Annotated in this window: 14 protein-coding genes; 7 read left to right on the forward strand and 7 right to left on the reverse strand. The window is 69.4% G+C overall.

Annotation, left to right across the window (positions count from 1 at the left end; translation table 11 throughout):
* The first annotated feature begins 29 nt into the window (after nt 1-29).
* Nucleotides 30-1,673 carry a chaperonin GroEL gene (groL, locus tag JJ685_RS12900; RefSeq protein ID WP_201674618.1) on the forward strand — a complete coding sequence of 548 codons (1,644 nt, stop codon included), beginning with the start codon at nt 30-32 and terminating at the stop codon, nt 1,671-1,673.
* A gap of 79 nt (nt 1,674-1,752) precedes the next feature.
* Here groL and JJ685_RS12905 read toward each other — a convergent pair whose 3' ends face one another.
* Both JJ685_RS12905 and JJ685_RS12910 read right to left on the reverse strand, forming a co-directional pair.
* A complete protein-coding gene (locus JJ685_RS12905; RefSeq protein WP_201674619.1) occupies nt 1,753-2,142 on the reverse strand; it encodes a hypothetical protein in 390 nt (129 codons plus the stop codon).
* Between the two features lie 35 nt (nt 2,143-2,177).
* Nucleotides 2,178-3,677, reverse strand: a complete 1,500-nt coding sequence (locus tag JJ685_RS12910) for a S8 family serine peptidase (protein ID WP_201674620.1) — start codon at nt 3,675-3,677, stop codon at nt 2,178-2,180.
* An 83-nt stretch (nt 3,678-3,760) separates the two neighbouring features.
* Between JJ685_RS12910 and JJ685_RS12915 the strand changes: the two genes are divergently transcribed.
* Nucleotides 3,761-4,318 (forward strand): tetratricopeptide repeat protein, encoded by a 558-nt coding sequence (locus JJ685_RS12915; RefSeq protein ID WP_201674621.1) that lies wholly within the window; start codon nt 3,761-3,763, stop codon nt 4,316-4,318.
* A gap of 2 nt (nt 4,319-4,320) precedes the next feature.
* A complete protein-coding gene (locus JJ685_RS12920) occupies nt 4,321-4,701 on the forward strand; it encodes a hypothetical protein (protein WP_201674622.1) in 381 nt (126 codons plus the stop codon).
* Between the two features lie 5 nt (nt 4,702-4,706).
* On the opposite strand, the gene JJ685_RS12925 is transcribed toward JJ685_RS12920, so the two are convergent.
* Nucleotides 4,707-5,723 carry an ABC transporter substrate-binding protein gene (locus JJ685_RS12925; RefSeq protein WP_201674623.1) on the reverse strand — a complete coding sequence of 339 codons (1,017 nt, stop codon included), beginning with the start codon at nt 5,721-5,723 and terminating at the stop codon, nt 4,707-4,709.
* 19 nt (nt 5,724-5,742) lie between these two features.
* Nucleotides 5,743-6,510 carry a pseudouridine synthase gene (locus JJ685_RS12930; RefSeq protein ID WP_201674624.1) on the reverse strand — a complete coding sequence of 256 codons (768 nt, stop codon included), beginning with the start codon at nt 6,508-6,510 and terminating at the stop codon, nt 5,743-5,745.
* A 59-nt stretch (nt 6,511-6,569) separates the two neighbouring features.
* Between JJ685_RS12930 and JJ685_RS12935 the strand changes: the two genes are divergently transcribed.
* A complete protein-coding gene (locus JJ685_RS12935) occupies nt 6,570-7,154 on the forward strand; it encodes a hypothetical protein (RefSeq protein WP_201674625.1) in 585 nt (194 codons plus the stop codon).
* Between the two features lie 11 nt (nt 7,155-7,165).
* Here the strand turns inward: JJ685_RS12935 and JJ685_RS12940 are convergent, their stop codons facing one another.
* The 3 genes from JJ685_RS12940 to JJ685_RS12950 form a co-directional block, all read right to left on the reverse strand.
* On the reverse strand, nt 7,166-7,924 hold the full coding sequence (locus JJ685_RS12940) for a Crp/Fnr family transcriptional regulator (protein WP_201674626.1): 759 nt from the start codon (nt 7,922-7,924) through the stop codon (nt 7,166-7,168).
* A gap of 43 nt (nt 7,925-7,967) precedes the next feature.
* Nucleotides 7,968-10,355, reverse strand: coding sequence for a GspE/PulE family protein (locus JJ685_RS12945; RefSeq protein ID WP_201674627.1), 2,388 nt, complete (start codon nt 10,353-10,355; stop codon nt 7,968-7,970).
* Between the two features lie 74 nt (nt 10,356-10,429).
* Complete coding sequence (locus JJ685_RS12950) at nt 10,430-11,533, reverse strand: HD domain-containing phosphohydrolase (RefSeq protein WP_201674628.1); 1,104 nt, start codon at nt 11,531-11,533, stop codon at nt 10,430-10,432.
* A gap of 166 nt (nt 11,534-11,699) precedes the next feature.
* On the opposite strand from JJ685_RS12950, the gene JJ685_RS12955 reads away from it, so the two are divergent.
* Genes JJ685_RS12955 through JJ685_RS12965 form a run of 3 tightly spaced genes read left to right on the forward strand, consistent with a single transcriptional unit; the run spans nt 11,700 to nt 15,467 of the window.
* On the forward strand, nt 11,700-13,634 hold the full coding sequence (locus tag JJ685_RS12955) for an AMP-dependent synthetase/ligase (RefSeq protein ID WP_201674629.1): 1,935 nt from the start codon (nt 11,700-11,702) through the stop codon (nt 13,632-13,634).
* Nucleotides 13,635-13,639: 5 nt separating this feature from the next.
* Nucleotides 13,640-14,536, forward strand: a complete 897-nt coding sequence (locus JJ685_RS12960; protein ID WP_236598897.1) for an ABC transporter ATP-binding protein — start codon at nt 13,640-13,642, stop codon at nt 14,534-14,536.
* A gap of 1 nt (nt 14,537) precedes the next feature.
* Entirely contained in the window at nt 14,538-15,467 is a 930-nt protein-coding gene (locus tag JJ685_RS12965; RefSeq protein ID WP_201674630.1) for a branched-chain amino acid ABC transporter permease, read from the forward strand.
* Nucleotides 15,468-15,480: the final 13 nt, after the last annotated feature.

The following is a 15,480-nucleotide window of genomic DNA, read 5'->3' on the forward strand; positions in this document are numbered from 1 at the left end:
CATCCCACTGAAGATCCGGAGTAAAGAACATGGCTGCTAAAGACGTGGTTTTCGGCGCTGACGCGCGCCACCGCATGGTCGAAGGCGTGAACATCCTGGCCAACGCGGTCAAGGTGACCCTGGGCCCCAAGGGCCGCAACGTGGTGCTCGAGCGCTCCTTCGGCGCCCCCACCGTGACCAAGGACGGCGTGTCCGTGGCCAAGGAAGTCGAGCTGAAGGACAAGCTGCAGAACATGGGCGCGCAGATGGTCAAGGAAGTCGCTTCCAAGACCAGCGACAACGCCGGTGACGGCACCACCACCGCCACCGTGCTGGCCCAGGCCATCGTGCGCGAAGGCATGAAGTACGTGGCCGCCGGCATGAACCCGATGGACCTGAAGCGCGGCATCGACAAGGCCGTCGTGGCCCTGACGGAGCAGCTGAAGAAGGCCACCAAGCCGACGACGACCTCCAAGGAAATCGCCCAGGTCGGCGCGATCTCCGCCAACAGCGACGAGTCGATCGGCAAGATCATCGCCGACGCGATGGACAAGGTCGGCAAGGAAGGCGTGATCACCGTCGAGGACGGCAAGTCCCTGGACAACGAGCTGGATGTCGTCGAAGGCATGCAGTTCGACCGCGGCTACCTGTCGCCCTACTTCATCAACAACCCCGAGAAGCAGTCCGCGCTGCTGGACAACCCGTTCGTGCTGCTGTACGACAAGAAGGTTTCCAGCATCCGTGACCTGCTGCCCGTGCTGGAGCAGGTGGCCAAGGCCTCCCGCCCGCTGCTGATCATCGCCGAGGAAGTCGAAGGCGAAGCGCTGGCGACCCTGGTGGTCAACACCATCCGCGGCATCCTGAAGGTCGTGGCCGTCAAGGCGCCGGGCTTCGGCGACCGCCGCAAGGCCATGCTGGAAGACATCGCCATCCTGACCGGCGGCAAGGTGATTTCGGAAGAAGTCGGCCTGACGCTCGAGAAGGTGACGCTGGCCGACCTGGGCCAGGCCAAGCGCATCGAAGTGGGCAAGGAAAACACCACCATCATCGACGGCGCCGGTGCCGCTGCCGACATCGAAGCCCGCGTCAAGCAGGTTCGCGTGCAGATCGAGGAAGCCACCAGCGACTACGACCGCGAGAAGCTGCAGGAGCGCGTGGCCAAGCTGGCCGGCGGCGTGGCGGTGATCAAGGTCGGTGCCGCCACCGAAGTCGAGATGAAGGAAAAGAAGGCCCGCGTGGAAGACGCGCTGCATGCCACCCGCGCTGCCGTGGAAGAAGGCATCGTGGCCGGCGGCGGCGTGGCCCTGCTACGTGCCCGCCAGGCCATCGGCGAGCTGAAGGGTGACAACGCCGACCAGGACGCCGGCATCAAGCTGGTGCTCAAGGCCGTCGAGTTCCCGCTGCGCGAGATCGTGGCCAACGCCGGCGGCGAGCCGAGCGTGGTGATCAACGCCGTGCTGGGTGGCAAGGGCAACTACGGCTTCAACGCCGCCAACGACACCTACGGCGACATGATCGAGATGGGCATTCTCGACCCGACCAAGGTGACCCGCACGGCCCTGCAGAACGCCGCGTCCGTCGCGTCGCTGATGCTGACCACCGAAGCGATGGTCGCCGAGGCGCCGAAGGACGAGTCCCCCGCCGGCGGCGGCATGCCCGGCGGCATGGGCGGCATGGGCGGCATGGACATGTAATGTCCGCCTGAGCCTCTTTCGAAGCTCGAACGAAAAAGCCGCGGCGCGAGCCGCGGCTTTTTTCATTGGGGCGAAGGAATCAGGACAGCTTGCGGCGCAGGGTGTTGGCGCGGATCGCCTGCACGGCGGGATTGCGCGAAAGGCTCTCCAACTGGTCCCGCGTCAGTTCCACCACGAAGGAGCCACTGAGTTCGTTGCGGTGGGCCCGGCCCACGCCCAGGTCCTTGAGTGCGGCCTCCACGGCGCCCATCGCGTCCGCCGGCACCGAGGTCTCCACGCTGCCGGAGCGCAGCGCGCCGCCCCCGGCGGGGAGCAGTTGGCGCGGAGACGTCCGCACGCCGGCCTGCGCCGTCCTCGGCACCGCAGCCGGGGCGCGCTTCGCCTCCACGATGACGGTCGCCTTCCCGCGGCTGCTGTCCTCGTCGAACAGTTCCAGCAGCTTGCCCCGGATGACGGAAGTGGCGCCCATGTCCTGGGACAGACTACCGGAAGCACCGGATAGTTTCAACCAAGGCTCAGCAGGCCTCGCTCGAGGCCCATGGCGAAGGCGTTCAGCACGTTGAGCCGGCCCCAGCCGTAGCGGTGGTCCTGGCCGTTCTCGCCCAGTTCGTGGACCGCGCCAAGCAGCAGGGCGCGCAGGGTCTCGACGCGGTCGCGGCCGGTCGCCAGCCGCAGGTCGGAATCGGGTGCGCCGTCCAGGCGGCTCAGCAGGAGGGCCGCCGCGCCGCTCACGTGCGGGCAGGCCATCGAGGTCCCGCTCTCGTAGCCCCAGCTCCCCTTGCCGACGCAGGAATAGACGTCCACGCCCGGCGCGCACAGGTCGGGCTTGGAATACACCAGGGGAAGCACGGAAGGATCCACGTAGCTGGAGTTGTGGATCACCTGGGTGCGACCGCCGCTGAAGGCGGAGATGCCGTCCTGGATGTCGGTGGCGCCGACCGCGAGGGCGAAGACGTCGTTGCCGGGCGAGCCGCTGGTCTGCAGCCCCTCGTTGCCGATCGCGGCGACCACCATGCAGCCGGCGTTGTGCGCGGCGAGGATGGCGCCGGAATACGTGTCCAGCACGTCCGGCTCCCAGCTCACGCCGCCCAGCGACAGGTTGATCACGTCCGCCCCGTTGGTGATCGCCCATTCGATGCCGGCGATGATCTGGGAGTCGTAGCCGCCCAGCCGCCCGAGCACCTTGCAGGCCAGCAGGTCCGCCTCGGGGGCCATGCCGATCCAGCGTCCGCTGGCGCGGCCGCCGGCGATGGTGCCGCAGACGTGCGATCCGTGCCCGCCCTCGTCCCTCGCTTCCTTCACCCCATGGCGGACGATCTTGCCGTTGGTTCCGATCTCGGCGAATTTCTTGACGCGTGCCGCCAGGTCCGGGTGCTGCGCGTTCACGCCGGTGTCGAGCACCGCCACCTGCACCCCCTTGCCGCGCGCGCCGAAGGCGCCCCAGCACGCCAGCGCGCCGGTCTTCTCGAGGCCCCAGGCGTGCGCGGTCCTGCGCTCCACCTGCGCCGGCACGTCGCGCGACTGCATCCGCGGCGGCAGCGCGATGCGCCGGTTCGGATGGACCGAGACCTGCGGCGGCAACGTCGAGGCCAGCGCGACGAGATCGTCGCGGTCCACTTCGATGGCCGCCGCGCCGGCGAGCTCGAAGATCTGGGGCACGCCGCGCCCGCCCCCCTGCCGCGCCACCCGCGACAGGCTCAGCACGCTGCTCTCCTGCAGCGGACGCAGCGCCTGCGCCCCGACCGCGCGGGCGTCCGCGATCCGCTGCTCCCGCTCCGCCGCCCGACCCTTTTCGGGAGTGCGCGCCTTGCGGTGCGGCCCGCGGGACTCGGGCAGGAGGTCGCGGGCGCGAGTCAGCGCTCGCGTCTCCGTCAGCCGGCGCGCGGCGTCGCCCGCGGCGTCGCACAGGCGCTGCGGTACACCCTGGAAGATCACGGCCAGCTTGCGGGCGTTGTTCTGGTCCAGGATTCTCTCGATCTGCTTCTCTCGGGTCGGCTTGGCCATGGCTCCTCCCTTTCGGCGGCCATTTTGCGGGAGGACCTAAACCGCGCGCTGCGTGCCTGGATGTAATGTCCGAGTCACGCAACATGGAAACTTCCGCCGACTTCGACCGCCTCCTTGCCGAAGGCCTGGCCGCCAGCCGCCAGGGCGAGGGCGAGTCCGCCATGGCGCTGTTCCAGCGCGCGAGCGAGGCCGATCCCGCTTCGGCCCTGCCGCACTTCCTGCTCGCTTCCGAACAGGCCAGCGCGGGCGACTTCGCCCGGGCCGAGCTGGCGTTCGCCAAGGCCCTGCTGCTGGCGCCCGATTTCGCCCTGGCGCGCTACCAGCTCGGGCTGCTGCAATTCAGCTCCGCCCGCGCCCCGGTGGCGCTCCTCACCTGGCAGCCGCTGTTCTCGCTGCCCGAAGAAGAAGCCCTGCTGCACTTCGTCCGCGGCTTCTCCGCCCTGGCGCAGGAGGCCCCCGGCGAGTCGCTGGCCCACTTCCGCCGTGGCCTCGCCTGCACGCCGGCCAACCCGGCGCTGTGCACCGACATCCTCCAGGTCGTGGAGGCCGTCGAGCGGCTCGCCGCCGGCACGCCGCCCGCCAGCGAAGACGCCCCGGCCAGCCACGTGTTGCTGTCCGCGTACTCGCGCGGCCTGCACTGAACATGGGCACCATCGTTCCCAGCCAGCGGCTGGCCGCCGCGGTCCGTGCCCAGCTGGCCCCGCTGCAGGAGCGCGCGGCAGCGCGGCCCGGTATCGGCGCGCCCGCCGAAGGCACCCGCCGCAAGCCGCACGAGGTGTCGGTGGCCATGGCCCGGCGCATCGCCGCGCTCGCGCCGGAAGACCCGGACCGTCCCCGCAAGGCGGTGCGCATCTACCTCGAAGCGGAACTCGCGCGCGAATTCGGGGCAGGCCTGCTGAACGACCCGCAGTTTCCCGCCCTGCTCGATGCCGTGCAGGAGCGCATGCAGGAAGACGCGCAGACGGCCGGCGCCGTCGCCGCCCTGGCCAGGCTGCTGCTGGCCGGAAAGCCGCGCGCCGCCTGAGGCGCTCAGCGCGGCAGCGATTCCACCTCGCGCACCCAGCGGTCCACCAGCCGCCGGCGCTCCGCCGCCTTGCCGTATTTCTCGAAGTCGTACTTGATCAGGCGCACGTTCTCCAGCGTCGGGATGCGCGGGTCGGGCCGGAAGGTCTTGTTGGCCGGCACCTGCAGGCTGTTGGCACGCGCGCCGATCTGCTGGCCCGCGGGGCTCATGAGCCAGTCGTAGTAGCGTTTCGCCTCCGCGCGGTTGCGCGCGCCCTTGACCAGCGCGATGCCGCCGATCTCGTAGGGCGTGCCCTCGCAAGGCGCGGCGGAGAGCACGGGGAACTTGTTGGTCAGGCGCTCGTTGTCGAACCCGAAGAGGAAGCTCACCCCGATGGCGACCTCGCCCTTGGCGACGCTGCGCGCCTGCGCGGTGCCGCTGCGGGTGTACTGGGTGACGTTGCGGTGCAGCTTCTTCAGGTAGTCGAAGGCCGCGTCCTCGCCCATCATCTGCACCAGCCCCGCCAGGATGGTGTAGCCGGTGCCGCTGGAGCCGGGATGCGAGGTCTCGATCTCGCCCCGGTAGCGCGGATCGAGCAGGTCCTTCCAGCACTTCGGCGCCGGCAGCTTCTTCTTCTTCAGCACTTCCTCGTTCCAGCCGAAGCCGATCGCGCTGGTGTAGAAGCCGCCCACGTGGTTGCCGCTCATGGCGTACTGGCGCACCGCCCACCCGTGCAGGTCGCCCAGGTAGTCGGGCCGGTAGGGCTCCAGCAGGCCCACTTCGGCCGCCTGGTAGAAGGGATCGCCGGTGCCGCCCCACCACAGGTCGGTCTTCGGGTTCGCCGCTTCGGCGCGCAGTTGCGCCAGCGCCTCGCCGGTGGGCTTGCGCGTCTGCAGCACGCGGATGCCGGTGGCCTTGCCGAATTCCTGCGCGGCCAGTTCGCACCAGGACTGGTCGGTGCTGCAGATCGCGTTGACGGTGCCCTGCGCGTGCGCGGCGCCGCAGGCCAGGGCCAGCAGGGCCAGGATGCGGGTCGGCTTCATGGCGGTTCCTCCCGTCGGTTCAGAAGCGCTCGTGCGGCCCCAGGTAGCGCCATTGCCCCAGGGGCAGCTGCCCCAGCGTCACCCGCCCGATGCGCACCCGCTTGAGGCCCATCACCTTCAGCCCCACCGCCTCGCACATGCGCCGGATCTGGCGCTTCTTGCCTTCGTTGAGCACGAAGCGCAGTTGCTCGGGGTTCTGCCAGTCCACCCTGGCGGGCTTGAGCGGCTGGCCGTCGAGGCTGAGGCCGTGGCGCAGGCGGGCCAGCTGCGCGGGCGGGAACGCCGCCTGCACGTCCGTCGCCACCGCGCCGAAGGCCACGCGCACCAGGTATTCCTTCTCGATCGTCGAATCCTCGGCGATCAGCTGGCGGGCCACGCGCCCGTCCTGCGTCAGCACCAGCAGGCCGGTGGAGTCGATGTCCAGCCGTCCCGCCGGCACCAGGCTCTGGAGCTGCGAGGGCGCGAAGCGCCGCGGCGAGAGGTCCCCCTTCCAGCGGCTGCGGGGCTGCACCAGCACCTTGGCGGGCTCGTAGCCGTCCTCCGCCTGCCCGCTGACGTAGCCGACCGGCTTGTGCAGCAGGATGGTGACCTGCTCGCGCTGCTGCCCGCGGGCCTTGGGGTCGACTTCGATGCGAGCGTCCGGGCCGACCTGCAGGCCCATGGGCGCCACCTGGCCGTTCACCTTCACCCAGCCGCGCGCGATCCACTCGTCGGCCTCGCGGCGCGAGCACAGGCCGAGGTCGGCCATGCGTTTGTTCAGGCGGGTGGTGCTGGGTTCGGTCGTCATGGGAAGGCACGATTGTGCACAGGCGCGCCCGCCGGCGGCTGCTTCGGTACGATCCCGCCATGCCGTGGCTCGTCGCGCTGCTCCTCGCGCTCCTCCTGGGGAGCTGGGCGGCATGGTCGCGCGGCCTGCAGGCGGTGGCGGCCGTCCTCGCCGTCGCCGCGTTCGCGCTGGCCTTCGTGGTGGGGCGGCGCATCGAGGCCCAGCGCGACGCCGACTGGGCCGCCGCCGCCCGCGCGGTGCAAGGGACGTTCCGTGCAGGAGACGCCGGCTACTGCGCCGGCTTCGGCCGGCCGGCGCCCTGGGATGCGTGGGCGCGCGACGGCGAGCTGCAATGCACGCGCGTCATCGACGGGGCCGGCGCCAGCCCGCCCTTCGCGCTGGTGCAGATCCGCTATTCGGTGCGGGAGTCGCGCGGCGAGGAGCATCCGGACAGCTGGTACGAGGTCACCGTGGCGGTGGTGCGACGCCCGGGGGCCGCGGGGCTGCCGCAACTGCAGGACGTGCCGGCGCCCGCCGGCCATGCCGCCGTGCACAACGGGCAGTCGGTGTTCGTCTGGAAAAAAGCGAACCGCGGCGCGGGCGCATCGCTGACGGCGGACGAATTGCCCGCCTTGCTGGACACCGCCCGCCACCTCGCGCCCTAGGGGCTGGGCTCCTAGACGGCGGCGGAGACCTTCAGCGGCTGGCCGGCCAGCTTGATCCGCGGCGCCGGCATGGCGGTGCGCAGCGCCTGCATGTCCAGCACCCGCAGGCCGCCGTATTCGACCTGGATGATGCCCTGCTCCTGCAGGGTGGCCAGCGCCTCGTTGACGCGCTGGCGGGACAGGCCGACCAGGTAGGCGAGTTCCTGCTGCGTGATACGCAGCACCTCGCCCACGCCGGGGAACAGCACCGCGTTGAACAGCGCCGCCAGGCTGCGCGCCACCCGCAGGTCGGGGTTGCTCATGCGGTCGATTTCGCGTGCCGCGATGAACTGGCCCAGCCGCTCGTTCAGCTGGTTCATCACGAAGCGGTTGAAGCCGATCGAGTGATCGAGCAGCCAGTGGAAGGTGTCCGCCGGCAGGCCGGCCACCACGCTCTTGCGCAGGGCCTGCACGTTGTACCGGTAGGTCTCGCGCTTCAGCACCGTGCCTTCGCCGAACCAGCCGCCCGGGGGCAGGCCGCTGAAGGTGATGCTCTGGCCCTGCTCGTTGTCGTTGCTCATCTTGAGCAGGCCTTCGATCACGCCGAACCAGTAGGTCACCGGCCGGCCCACGCGGCACACATAGTCGCCGGGCAGGGCGTCGCCCACCTTGATCTGCGGTATGGCGCGTTCGCGTTCTTCGGGCAGCAGGACCGCAACCCAGGGAATGCCGGCGAGTTCCGCCGGCGTGGGATCGCGCCTCCGCTGGTGCAGTGTAAGTTCGGCCGGCATCATCATTTCCGCAACCCTGATGGAGATGTTGATCCCATTCTCATCAGCGGCAGCTTGCAAGTACCTGCTTTAGATCAAGGTGTCCTTGCATCGTCTTCTCTAGGGCATCCTGTTCCAGGGTAGTCATGCCGTCCGACACCGCCAAACGGAGGATTTCATCGGCGGGCGATTTCTGCTGGATGGCCTTCTTCACCGCCGGCGTGTTGACCAGCATCTCGTACACGCCCAGGCGGCCCTTGTAGCCGCTCTGGTCGCATTCGGGGCAGCCGCCCGGTGCGTACAGCGTGATCTGGCCCTCGGCGTTGCCGTAGCGCGAACGCCAGCGCGCCGCGATCTCCTCCGGCGGCTGCCCCGTCTCGCGGCAGTACTCGTGCGCCAGCGCGTCGACCTCTTCCGCGCTCGCCGGGTGGGGCCGCTTGCATTGGCACAGCTTGCGCACCAGGCGCTGGCCGACCACCCCCAGCAGGGCGTCGGAGAAGTTGAACGGGTCTACTTCCAGGTCCAGCAGGCGCTGCACGCTTTCCACGGCGCTGTTGGTGTGCATGGTGGAGAGCACCAGGTGGCCGGTGAGCGACGCGGCCGTCACGGTGCGCGCGGTTTCGGAGTCGCGCGTCTCGCCCACCATGATCACGTCCGGGTCCGCGCGCAGGAAGCTTTTCAGCACCTCGGGGAAGCCCAGTCCCAGCTTGGGGTTGACCTGCACCTGGCACAGCCCGTCCTGCGTGATCTCCACCGGGTCTTCCACCGTCCAGATCTTGCGGTCCGGCGTGTTGATGTGCGAGAGCAACGAGTGCAGCGTGGTCGTCTTGCCGGAGCCGGTCGGCCCGCAGACGAACAGGAGGCCATAGGAGCGCGCGGCCATCGCCTTGAGGTGGTCCAGGGCGCGCGGCGTCAGCGCCAGCTGCTCCAGCGAAAGCGCCCGCGGGGCGGCCAGGATCCGCAGCACCACGTCTTCCAGGCCGGCCGCCGTCGGGATGGTGACCACCCGCAGCTCGATGTGGCGCGGCCCCCAGTTCTCGAACAGGATGCGGCCGTCCTGCGGCCGCCGGCGCTCGGAAATGTCGAGTTCCGCCATGATCTTCAGCCGCGCCACGAAGGCGCAGCGGAAGTTGGGCGGCACCTCGATGTAGGGCTGCAGCACGCCGTCGATGCGGAAGCGCACCCGGCTCGGCTTGTCGTCGGCGCGCGACTCGATGTGGATGTCCGACGCCCCCTGCTCGAAGCCGTCCATGATCATCTTGTTGACCAGCCGCACCAGCGTGTTGTCGGACTCGGAGACCGGGTCTTCCTTCACCACCTCCGGCTGCAGGGCGCCTTCCTCGCCGAGGCGCTGCAGCAGCTGGCTGACCTTCTCGTTGCTGCGGCGCTCGCCGTAGAACTGCTCGATGGCCGCCTCCAGCTCCTGCCGCGTGGCCATGCAGGGATCGACCTTCAGGCCGGTGAAGAACTCCAGTTCGTGCAGCGCCTCCCAGGACAGCGGGTTCTCCAGCGCCACCGTCATGCGCTTTTCCGATCGGAACAGCGGGATCGCCAGGTGCTTGCGCGCCAGCTCGGGCCGGATCGTCATCAGCGCGTTGGGGTCGAAGGGGAAGCGGGCCAGGTTCACCGCCGGCACGCCCAGCTGGCTCACCATCACCTGCCGGATCACCTCGCGGCTGACGGCGCCCATCTCCACCAGGATCTCGTGCAGCTGCCGGCTCTCGTCCTTCTTCTGGCGCTCCATGCCGTCGTCGCGCTGCTGCGGCGTGATCACGCCTTCCTGCACCAGCACGTCGGCCAGGTGCTTGCGACTGAGCTTGCGGCGGGCCAGCGCTTCCTCGACTTCCTGGCGCGTCTCGCTGCGGTCCTTGCCGAAGAATTCGCCGCCGTTGGCCGCCTGCGCGGGCTGGGCCTGCGCCATGTCGTGGACCATCGGGCTCACGTGCTCGCCCACGCGGTAGTGCGCCACCGCCTGGGCCGGCACGAACCAGCGCAGCACCGCCTCGGCATAGTTCACCACGTACAGGAACAGTCCGGCCTGGCGCGGCAGCACCGCGGCGATGTCGCACTGGAGCACGGCGCCATCCTTCAGGCGCACGGTGCAGGCGCGCTTCACGCGCCTGGGGCGCACGGCGACGGCGCCGGGGGGCGCAGCCAGCGGCACCGGCTCCAGCTCGATCGACCGGGACAGGAACAGGCTGCGGAAATCGCGGAAGGCGAGCGCGCGCTTGCCGCCGGCCTCCGGCTGGAAGTCCAGCCGGCCGCGCTCGAAGTCGATCGAGAGAATGGTTCCGAGCAGCTTCTCGCCCCCGGTCAGCGTCACCAGCGCGCGCTCGGACTCCTCGCCCGCATGGTTGTCGATCACCCGCATGTGGTGCGGGGACGGCCAGGCGAAGGGAGCGAAATCCGGCGTGTCGTCCCCGGCGGGGACGACGTTCGACTGCGTCAACATTTCCAACCTTTCTATCCTTGCTGCGGCCGCCGTCTTTCGCGGCGGGAGCGCAGTTCCCAACGACACAACAATCCTCAGGCGGGCGGCGGCGCGAATCCCCGTTCCCGGTACAGCCGCAGGCAGGCGTCCACCGCCTGCGCGTCGAGCCAGCGGCCGCGCATGCGCTCGATCTCCTGCAGCGCCGCCTCGACGCCCAGCGCAGGCCGGTAGGGGCGGTGCATGCTCAGGCCGTCCACCACGTCGGCGACGGCCAGGATGCGGGCCTCCAGCAGGATCTCCTCGCCCTCCAGCCCCTGCGGGTAGCCGGTGCCGTCCATGCGCTCGTGGTGCTGCAGCACCATCTGCGCCACGGGCCAGGGGAAGTCCACGTCCTTGACGATCTCGTAGCCGGTGACGGGGTGCTGGCGGATCAGTTCCAACTCCAGCGCCATGAGCTTGCCCGGCCTGATGAGCAGTTCGGCCGGCGTGTGCAGCTTGCCGATGTCGTGGATGGTGGCGGCCAGGCGCAGGCCTTCGCTGCGCTCCGGAGCGAGCCCCATCTCGGCGGCGATCGCCACGGCGATCAGCGCCACCCGCTGCTGGTGCCCGGAGGTGGAGGGATCGCGCTTCTCGACGGCGCGCGCCACCATGGCGATGGTCTGCTCCAGGCTGCGCAGCAGCGTCCGGCTCGCCTCGCGCGCGGCATCCTCGGCGCGGCGGCGGCGCGTGATGTCCTGGGCGTACACGTTGACGTAGCCGTCCTCCGGCACGGGCGCGAAGGTGACGTCGTAGAAGGCGCCGCCGACCTCGATCTCCTCGCTGCGCGCGATGCCGAAGTCGCAGGTCTCGCGGATCAGCGCGGCCCAGCCCGCCGGGACGCGCCGGCCTTCGGCGGCGCCGCTGGCGGCCAGGAAGGGCGCCGCCGCCGGATTGGCGTACAGCACGGTGCCGGCCGTGTCGAGCCGCAGCACCGCGTTGGGACTCTCCGCCGCCAGTCGCGCGAGGGTGCGCAGCTTTTGCTGCGGGCTGTCATCCGGCGGCGGCCGGACCTCCGGCTTGCGGGCGGAAATGTCTTCCATCGCGGCCAGCAGGGCGGAAACGACCTGCTGCGGAGGCGGCCTCGCGGGCGCTTCCGTGCCCCCCGGCCCCGGCAGGCGTGGCCCCTCGACGCTCCCGGAACCGGTATGTACAGCTTCCATGGAGCCATTGCACCAAGGGTGGCGGTTTAAGCACTTGACCTGCCTCAACGCGGGTGCCCTAGGGTTACGCCCTACTAGGACAATCCCTTGGAATGTCGGCGTAAAGACAGATCGACGTCAAAGCGATCCCTACATTGCCGGTCTACGGACCAGGCAAGGACAAGGCATGGAGACAACTTTCCCTCGGCTGCTGTTGCAGCATGTGGGGCAACGGCCGGACGCGGACGCGATGCGCGAGAAGGAATACGGCATCTGGCAGTCGCTCTCCTGGTCGGCGCTCGCGAAGATGGTCGAGCGGCTCGCCTGCGGGCTGCAGCAGGCCGGGCTGCGGCGCGGCGAGCACATGGTCGTGATCGGCGCGAATCGCCCGCGCCTGTACGCCACGATGCTGGCCGCGCAGTCGCTCGGCGCGATCCCGGTGCCGCTGTACCAGGACGCGGCGGCGGACGAATGCGCCTTCCCGATCAACAACGCCGAGGTGCGCTTCGCGCTCGCCGAGGACCAGGAGCAGGTCGACAAGCTGCTGGAGATCCGGACGCGCTGCCCGCAGCTGGTCGCGATCTTCTACGACGACCCGCGCGGGCTGCGCAACTACAGCGAGCCGGGCCTGGCGGCGCTGGACGCGTTGCTGGAGCAAGGCGCCCGCGCCGCGGAGGCCGATCCGGCCCTGTTCCGGACCGAAGTGGACAAGGGCCAGCCGGACGACGTGGCGGCCATGTTCTTCACCTCCGGCACCACGGGCCAGCCGAAAGGCGTGGTGCACACGCACCGCACCCTGCTCGATCGCGCCAAGGCCGGCCAGGAATTCGACCAGCTCAGCGAGCGCGAGGAAGTGCTGGCCTACATGCCGCCGGCCTGGATCGGGCAGAACATCTTCAGCTATGCCCAGTGGCTCGCCTGCGGCTACGTGGTGAACTGCCCCGAGTCGGCCAGCACGGTGATGATCGACCTGAAGGAGATCGGCCCCACCTACTACTTCGCCCCGCCGCGGATCTTCGAAGGGCTGCTCACCAGCGTGATGATCCGCATGGAGGACGCCGGCGCCCTCAAGCGCCGCATGTTCCATGCGTTCATGGACGTGGCGCGCCGCGTCGGGCCGGCGCTGCGCGATGGCAAGCCCGTGGGCGCGCTCGATCGCCTCAGGTACGCGCTCGGCAACGTGCTGGTGTACGGGCCGCTGCGCAACAACCTCGGCATGTCGCGCGTGCGCGTGGCCTACACCGCCGGCGAGGCGATCGGGCCGGACCTGTTCGCCTTCTACCGCGCGATCGGCGTCAACCTCAAGCAGCTCTATGGCAGCACCGAGACCGCGGTGTTCGTCTGCATGCAGCCGGACAACCAGGTGCACTCCGACACCGTCGGCATCCCGTGCCGCGGCGTCGAGATCAAGCTCGCCGACAGCGGCGAGATCCTGGTGCGCTCGCCGGGCCTGCTGAAGGAGTACTACAAGAACCCGCAGGCCACCGCCGAAGTGAAGACGCCCGATGGCTGGTACCACACCGGCGATGCCGGCTTCCTCGACGCCCACGGCCACCTGAAGATCATCGACCGCGCCAAGGACGTCGGGCGGCTGGCCGACGGCTCGATGTTCGCGCCCAAGTACATCGAGAACAAGCTCAAGTTCTTCCCGCACATCAAGGAAGCGGTGGCGGTGGGCGACGGCCGCGAGCGCGTCTGCGTGATGATCAACATCGACTTCGACGCCGTGGGCAACTGGGCCGAGAAGCGCAACCTGCCCTACGCGGGCTACACCGACCTGGCGCAGAAGCCCGAGGTGTACTCGTTGATCCGGGACTGCATCGAGAAGGTCAACGCCGACCTGGCGGGCGACGAGCGCCTGGCCAACAGCCAGGTCGATCGCTTCCTCGTGCTGCACAAGGAACTCGATGCCGACGACGGAGAGCTGACCCGCACCAACAAGGTCCGGCGCGGCTTCATCGCGGAGAAGTACCAGGTCCTGGTCGATGCGCTGTACGGCGGCAGGCTGGAGCAGTACATTGAGACGCAAGTGAAGTTCGAGGACGGTCGCACCGGCAGCGTGAGCGCGACGCTGAAGATCATGGATGCCCGCACCTTCGCGCCGGTGAGGGCGGCGGCATGAAAATCATGGCAGAACTCGCCCCCTCCCTGGACACCGCATTCACCACCCTGCCCGCCGAAGGCGCGGCCGCCGCGCCGGAACGCACGACCGCCGCGCCCTCCGCGGAACCCGCGCCCGCCGCGGGCCGCCGCATCGGCGAGGTGATCCTCGACGTGCAGAACATCTCGCTCGCCTTCGGCGGCGTGAAGGCGCTCACCGACATCTCGTTCAACGTGCGCGAGCACGAGATCCGCGCCATCATCGGCCCCAACGGCGCCGGCAAGAGCTCGATGCTCAATTGCATCAACGGCGTGTACCAGCCGCAGCAGGGCACCATCACCTTCCGCGGCCGCCACTTCAAGGGCATGAAGAGCCGGCAGGTGGCGGAGATGGGCGTGGCCCGCACCTTCCAGAACCTGGCCCTGTTCAAGGGCATGAGCGTCCTGGACAACATCATGACGGGGCGCAACCTGCGCATCCGCAGCAACATCCTGCTGCAGGCGCTGCGCATCGGCCCGGCCGAGCGCGAGGAGATGCGGCACCGCGAGTACGTCGAGCGGATCATCGACTTCCTGGAGATCCAGGCCTTCCGCAAGGTGCCCGTGGGCCAGCTGCCCTACGGCCTGCAGAAGCGCGTGGACCTCGGGCGCGCGCTGGCGATGGAGCCGCAGGTGCTGCTGCTCGACGAACCGATGGCCGGCATGAACCTGGAGGAGAAGCAGGACATGTGCCGTTTCATCCTGGACGTCAACGACGAATTCGGCACGACGGTGGTGCTGATCGAGCACGACATGGGCGTGGTGATGGACATCTCCGACCGCGTCGTGGTGCTCGATTACGGCAAGAAGATCGGCGACGGCACGCCGGACGAAGTCCGCAGCAACCCGGACGTGATCAAGGCCTACCTAGGAACCTCGCACTGACATGGGCTTCTTCCTCGAAACCCTCCTCGGCGGCCTGATGACGGGCATGCTGTATTCCCTGGTGGCGCTCGGCTTCGTGCTGATCTTCAAGGCTTCCGGGGTGTTCAACTTCGCGCAGGGCGCCATGGTGCTGTTCGCGGCGCTGGCGATGGCGCGCTTCTCCGAGTGGCTGCCGAAGTGGCTCGGCTTCGAGAGCGCCATCCTCGCCAACCTGCTGGCCTTCCTCGTCGCGGGCGTGATCATGTTCGCGGTGGCCTGGCTGGTGGAGCGGCTGGTGCTGCGCCACCTGGTGAACCAGGAAGGCGCGACCCTGCTGATGGCCACGCTGGGCATCGCCTACCTGCTCGATGGCCTCGGCCAGACGCTGTTCGGCAGCGACATCTACAAGATCGACGTCGGCATGCCGAAGGAGCCGGTGATGGCGTTCGAGAGCGTGTTCCAGGGCGGCATCCTGGTGAACAAGGAGGACCTGATCGCCGCGGCCATCGCGGCGGCCCTGGTCGGCGCGCTCGCGCTGTTCTTCCAGAAGACCGCCACCGGGCGCGCCCTGCGCGCGGTGGCGGACGACCACCAGGCCGCGCAGTCGATCGGCATTCCCCTCAACCGGATCTGGGTCGTGGTGTGGTGCGTGGCCGGCGTCGTGGCGCTGGTGGCCGGGATGATCTGGGGCAGCAAGCTGGGCGTGCAGTTCTCGCTGTCCACCGTGGCGCTGCGCGCGCTGCCGGTGGTGATCCTGGGCGGCCTCACCTCGGTGCCGGGCGCCATCATCGGCGGGCTCATCATCGGCGTGGGCGAGAAGCTCTCGGAAGTGTTCCTGGGGCCCTACGTGGGCGGGGGCATCGAGATCTGGTTCGCCTACGTGCTCGCGCTGCTGTTCCTGCTGGTGCGCCCGCAGGGCCTGTTCGGCGAAAAAATCATCGACCGCGTCTGAACGGAGCCCCGCA

Origin of the sequence: Ramlibacter monticola (genome assembly GCF_016722785.1) — a bacterium.
Taxonomy (GTDB): Bacteria; Pseudomonadota; Gammaproteobacteria; order Burkholderiales; family Burkholderiaceae_C; genus Ramlibacter; species Ramlibacter monticola.